General features: G+C 67.4%; 4 protein-coding genes. 3 read left to right on the top strand and 1 reads right to left on the bottom strand.

Annotation, left to right across the window (positions count from 1 at the left end):
• The coding region (locus ACXJKH_RS13430; protein ID WP_457319964.1) for a Fic family protein at positions 1-878 on the bottom strand (878 nt) is incomplete at its 3' end.
• A gap of 278 nt (positions 879-1,156) precedes the next feature.
• Here ACXJKH_RS13430 and coaBC point away from each other — a divergent pair.
• Genes coaBC through ACXJKH_RS13445 form a run of 3 tightly spaced genes read left to right on the top strand, consistent with a single transcriptional unit; the run spans position 1,157 to position 5,241 of the window.
• Positions 1,157-2,416, top strand: a complete 1,260-nt coding sequence (coaBC, locus tag ACXJKH_RS13435) for a bifunctional phosphopantothenoylcysteine decarboxylase/phosphopantothenate--cysteine ligase CoaBC (RefSeq protein WP_457319966.1) — start codon at positions 1,157-1,159, stop codon at positions 2,414-2,416.
• Positions 2,413-2,886 (top strand): dUTP diphosphatase, encoded by a 474-nt coding sequence (gene dut / locus ACXJKH_RS13440; RefSeq protein ID WP_457319968.1) that lies wholly within the window; start codon positions 2,413-2,415, stop codon positions 2,884-2,886. Before coaBC ends, dut begins: the two co-directional genes overlap by 4 nt.
• A 15-nt stretch (positions 2,887-2,901) precedes the next feature.
• Positions 2,902-5,241, top strand: coding sequence for a phosphomannomutase/phosphoglucomutase (locus ACXJKH_RS13445; RefSeq protein WP_457319970.1), 2,340 nt, complete (start codon positions 2,902-2,904; stop codon positions 5,239-5,241).
• Positions 5,242-5,518 lie beyond the last annotated feature (277 nt).

The following is a 5,518-nucleotide window of genomic DNA, read 5'->3' on the forward strand; positions in this document are numbered from 1 at the left end:
ATGCTGCTTTGCGCCTCGTCGGCAGCGGCCTCCACGGCCTCCAGGAAGAAGCTCACCCAGCCTTCCCAGTCACCGTCCTTCCGAATGGCGGAAAGCCGGTCGTAGTACACCCGCTGGTGTCGTTTGAGGTAACCAGACACATACAGCAACGGCTCGGGCATCAGCTTCCACTCTTCCAACAGCATGGCGATGAGCAGGCGCCCAATGCGGCCGTTGCCGTCCAGGAAGGGATGGATGGTTTCGAATTGCGCATGCACCAAGGCCACGCGCACCAAGGGCGGCAACGCGTGCTCTGGCTGGTGGATATAGCGCTCCAGCGCGCTCAGCGCGGGCCCCACTTCCTGAGCGGGCGGCGGAACGAAACTCGCATTGCCTGGCCGGCTTCCCCCTATCCAGTTCTGTGTAGTGCGCACGGCACCAGGTTGCTTGGTGGCGCCACGCACGCCCGTCATCAGCATCCGGTGGGATTCGGTCAGCAGCCGTAGTGATACCGGCAGACCGGTAGGGCTGCGCAGCTGCTCGCGCGCGTAGTTGAATGCCAGCAGGTAGTTCGTAACCTCTTCCACATCCTGGGCGTTGGTCACCGTCATACCGGCTTCCTCATCCAGCACGTCGGTCAAGGTGGCCTGGGTGCCTTCCAGCTGCGAGGTAAGCAAGGCCTCCTTACGAATGGCGGCATAGATCAGCCAGTTGCTGGAGGCCACCAGCCCGGCCATGCCGGACAACCGCGTCAGCGCCACCTCGGCGCGGGCGTTCTGTTCGACGTAGGCGGTTGGGGAAAGCACGGGATCACCGGGCGGGAGGGCGTGAGGTACGAACGCGCGAACGTTCTCGCCGCCAACGGCGGTTGTGGCGTAGGTCCCAGTGATGCGTGGCATGACAAAGGTTCCTTTAGATACGGTTTCAGCTGCGAAAGAAATCTTTCCCAGCTGCGGACGTTATTAAAGCATCCTTTTTTAACGACTAAAACCACGGGGCTCACATCCCTTGGTCGGCACCCTGGCGCAGGCAGTTCATCTACTGACAGCAGCCAGCAGTCATAGAGAGGCAGCTCAGCTCTTCATGACCAAAAACACCCCCCTCATGCCCCTGAGGCATGAGCCGCCCACACCCCATCAGGTAAGCTAATCGCCTCAGTTCGACAGGAAATTCGCAGGTGGCTGACTCCCCCCAGGCTTCTCCGGCGTCCGCGCGCCCGCTGCAAGGCCAGAAGCTGTTGTTGTGCGTAGGGGGCGGCATCGCCGCCTACAAGTCGCTGGAACTGGTGCGTCGCCTGCGCGATGCCGGGGCCCAGGTGCAGGTCGCCATGACTGCCGGGGCCCAGCAGTTCGTCACTCCGCTGAGCTTCCAGGCCCTGTCCGGCCAGCCCACCCGCACCACCCTGTGGGACAGCGCCGCCGAGCAGGCCATGAGCCACATCGAGCTGGCCCGCTGGGCCGATCGCATCGTGGTGGCCCCGGCCACCGCCGATCTGCTGGCCCGGCTGGCCCACGGCAACGCCGATGACCTGGTCACCACGCTGTGCCTGGCCACCACCGCGCCGCTTACCGTGTGCCCGGCCATGAACCACCGCATGTGGCAGCACCCGGCCACGCAGGCCAACATCAGCCTGCTGCGCCAGCGCGGCGCGCAGGTGATCGGGCCGGAAGACGGCCCGCTGGCCGAAGGCGAATCCGGCCCGGGCCGGCTTACCGAACCCAATGCGATTGTTGCGGCACTGGCCGCGCTGCAGGCGCCGGCCGGTGGCGACGCCGCGCCCGAGCAGCAACTCAAGGGCCTGCGCGTGGTCATCAGCGCCGGCCCCACTTATGAAGACCTGGACCCGGTGCGCTACGTGGGCAACCGCAGCAGCGGCAAGATGGGCTATGCGCTGGCTGCCGCGGCCGTGCGCCAAGGCGCGCAGGTGGTGCTGGTGAGTGGCCCGGTGCAGCTGCCCACCCCGGCCGGGGTGCAGCGGGTGGACGTGCGCTCGGCCGCGCAGATGCGCGAGGCGGTGCTGGGCGCGCTGCCGGCCGACATCTATATAGGCGCGGCCGCAGTGTCCGATTACACCCCGCGCCAGGTGGCCCCGCAGAAATTGAAGAAGACCGCCGGCACCCAGACCCTCACGCTGGAGCTGGTGCGTACACCGGACATCCTGGCCGAGGTGGCTGCGCAGACCAACGCGCTGAAGCTGGTGGTCGGCTTTGCCGCCGAAACCCATGATGTGGAGAAGTACGCGCGCGGCAAGCTGGTGGACAAGCGCCTGGACCTGGTGATTGCCAACCAGGTGGGTATCGCCACCGGCGGTTTTGAAAGCGATGAAAACGCGGCCACGGCCTACTGGCAGGGCGGCGAACAGGTGTTCCCCGGCACCTCCAAGGCGCTGCTGGCCGAACAACTGTTGTCCCTGATTGCCCAGAGGTTGCACGCATGAGCGTTGATTCCACCCTTCAGCCGTTGCAGGTCAAGCTGCTCGACCCGCGCTTCGGCGATACCTGGCCGCTGCCGGCCTACGCCACCGAGCACAGCGCCGGGCTGGACCTGCGCGCGGCGCTGGAGACCGAGCTCACCCTGCAGCCGGGCGATACCGCGCTGATTCCCAGCGGTATCGCCATCCACATCGCCGACCCGAACCTGGCCGCCGTGGTGCTGCCGCGCTCCGGGCTGGGCCATCGCCACGGCATCGTGCTGGGCAACGGCACCGGGCTGATCGACGCCGATTACCAGRGCCCGCTGCTGATCAGCGCGTGGAACCGTGGCCGCGAGCCCTTCACGCTGCAGCCGGGTGACCGCATCGCGCAGCTGGTTGTGTTGCCGATTGCACGCGTGAGCCTGCAGGTAGTGGATACTTTCACCGACAGCGCCAGGGGAACGGGTGGATTCGGCCATACCGGGGTGCGCTGACAGGGGGAAGTGTTCATGAGCAAGGCAACGGCGGATGGACAACCGCGATTGGCAAGCAAGCGCACCGGCCCGCTGTTGGTGGCCGCGCTGGTGCTGCTGGGGCTGTGGTTCGGCTGGAGTGCGGTGCGGCAATGGCGGCAGGCCTCGGTGGGCACGTCGCTGGAGCAGTCGCGCGATGAAATCGTCACCGGGGTGGATGCGGCGCTGAACGGCCAGTTGGCGCAGCTGCGCAAGCTGGTCAAGAGCGAGCGGGTCACCACGGCACTGGCCAATAGCGATGCCGAAGCGACCGCCGTGGCCATCCGCGAAGGCTGGCCGGGTACCGAAGACGTGCAGGTGCTGCTGGCCACCCTGGATCAGGCCTATGCCGATCCGAAGGCGTTTGGCTACTCGCGCCTGGCCCTGCTGGAAGCGGCCAATGCCGGAGACAGCGTGGTGGCCCGTGTGGTGCGCGATGCCGGCGGCCAGCGCCTGGGCCTGGCCGCGCCGGTGGTGCTGGGTACGCAGGGGCCGGCGCTGGTGTACGTGCGCCAGCCGCTGCTGCGCCTGACCGCCACCTTCGACCAGGTGCGCGTGCCCGATGAAGGCTACCTGGCGCTGCGCCAGGGCAACCACAACGTGATCGAACAGGGCAGCGTCGCGCTGGCCGACGGCGCCGAGGCGCTGGCCCGTCCGCTCGGCAAGAGCGGGCTGCGCCTGGCGGCGGCCGTGCCGGATATCGAACCGGGCCCGCTTGGTTTGGGTGGCATTCCCAGTGCGATCGTGGCGGTGCTGCTGCTGGCGATCGCCGCGATGCTGCAGTTCGGCAAGGGCAGGGTGCCGTTGCCGCGTCGCCGCGCGTCCAAGGAGGCCGACGTGGAAGAGGGCCCCACCCTGCGCGAAAGCCTGGACCAGATTCCGCTGGCGGTGGTGCCGGCCGTGGCCGAAGGCGCGCCGCCGCCGATGCCCGGCGTGGTGGGCCAGGACGTGCCGGCCGATATCTTCCGGGCTTATGACATCCGTGGTGTGGTCGGGCGTGAGCTGACCCCGCAGGTGGCCGCGCTGATCGGCCAGGCGATCGGCTCGGTGATGCAGGTGGAAGGCCTGCGCGAGATCGTGGTCGGCCGTGATGGCCGCTTGTCCGGTCCGGAACTCACCGGCGCGCTGATCGAAGGCCTGCGCCGTGCCGGCTGCGATGTGATCGATATCGGTCTGGCGCCGACGCCGGTGGTGTACTTCGCCAGCTACCACCTGCGCGCGGGCAGCTGCGTGGCGGTGACCGGCAGCCACAATCCGGCGGACTACAACGGCTTCAAGATCGTGGTCGGCGGCGAGACGCTGTCCGGCGATGCCATCACCGAGCTGTACCAGCGCATCCGCGACGGCCAGCTGCATGTGGCCGCCGAGCCGGGCAGCCTGCAGCAGCGCGAGGTCAACGCCGATTACATCCAGCGCATCGCCGATGACGTGCAGCTGGACCGTCCGCTGAAGGTGGTGGCCGACGCCGGCAACGGCGTGGCCGGTGAACTGGCGCAGCCGCTGCTGGAGGCGATCGGGGCCGAGGTCATTCCGCTGTACTGCGATGTGGATGGCACGTTCCCCAATCATCATCCGGACCCTAGCGACCCGCACAACCTGGAAGATCTGATCCAGACGGTGAAGCGTTTCGATGCGGATATCGGCCTGGCCTTCGACGGCGATGGCGACCGCCTGGGCGTGGTCACCCGCGAGGGCAAGATCATCTACGCCGACCGGCTGTTGATGTTGTTCGCCGCCGATGTGCTGATGCGCAACCCGGGCGCGCTGGTGATCTACGACGTGAAGTGCAGCGGCAAGCTGTCCGATTACGTGCTGCGCAACGGCGGCAGCCCGTTGATGTGGAAGACCGGGCACTCGCTGATGAAGGCGAAGATGCGCGAAACCGATGCCGAGCTGGCCGGCGAGATGAGCGGGCACTTCTTCTTCAAGGAGCGCTGGTTCGGTTTCGACGATGGCCTGTACGCGGCCGCGCGGCTGCTGGAAATCCTGGCCCAGCGCGAGGAGACGCCGTCGGAGATCTTCGAGGAACTACCCGACGCGGTGTCTACCCCGGAGCTGAAGGTGCCGGTGGAATCAGGCACCCCGCACGCGCTGGTGTCGCTGTTCGTGTCGGCCGCGCAGGTGGAGGACTCGCCGTTCGCCGGCGCGCGCCTGGCCACCATCGACGGTCTGCGCGCCGATTTCCCGGACGGCTGGGGCCTGCTGCGCGCGTCCAACACCACCCCGGTGCTGGTGCTGCGCTTCGAGGCCGATGACGAAGCCGCGCTGGAGCGCATCAAGGCCCTGTTCCGCGAACAGCTGCAGCCGCTGCTGCCGGGTGTGGCGCTGGGGTTCTGAGGGAAAGGCAGCCGAGCATGGCTCGGCTCTACCGATGCACGCGCAGTCCGGCGCGCCACGATCAACGCTCGTGACCCATCAAGGCGCRCGAACCCCAAGGTAGAGCCGAGCCATGCTCGGCTGCCCTCCCGCCCGCGATTACGATCGTTGGTCACGACGCGCCTGCATTCGCGCGCATTGCGATTGCGACCGTTGGTCGTCGCGCAGGCATTGGCGTGCATTGGGATTACAACCGTTGGTCATGGCGCGCGGGCATGGCGCGCATCGGTATTACTAC

This window comes from Stenotrophomonas sp. P5_B8 (assembly GCF_054049855.1).

What these genes read in the sequence shown, in the direction of transcription:
- ACXJKH_RS13445 (WP_457319970.1), top strand. Translation starts at nt 2,902, where the DNA reads ATGAGCAAGGCAACGGCGGATGGACAACCGCGATTGGCAAGCAAGCGC.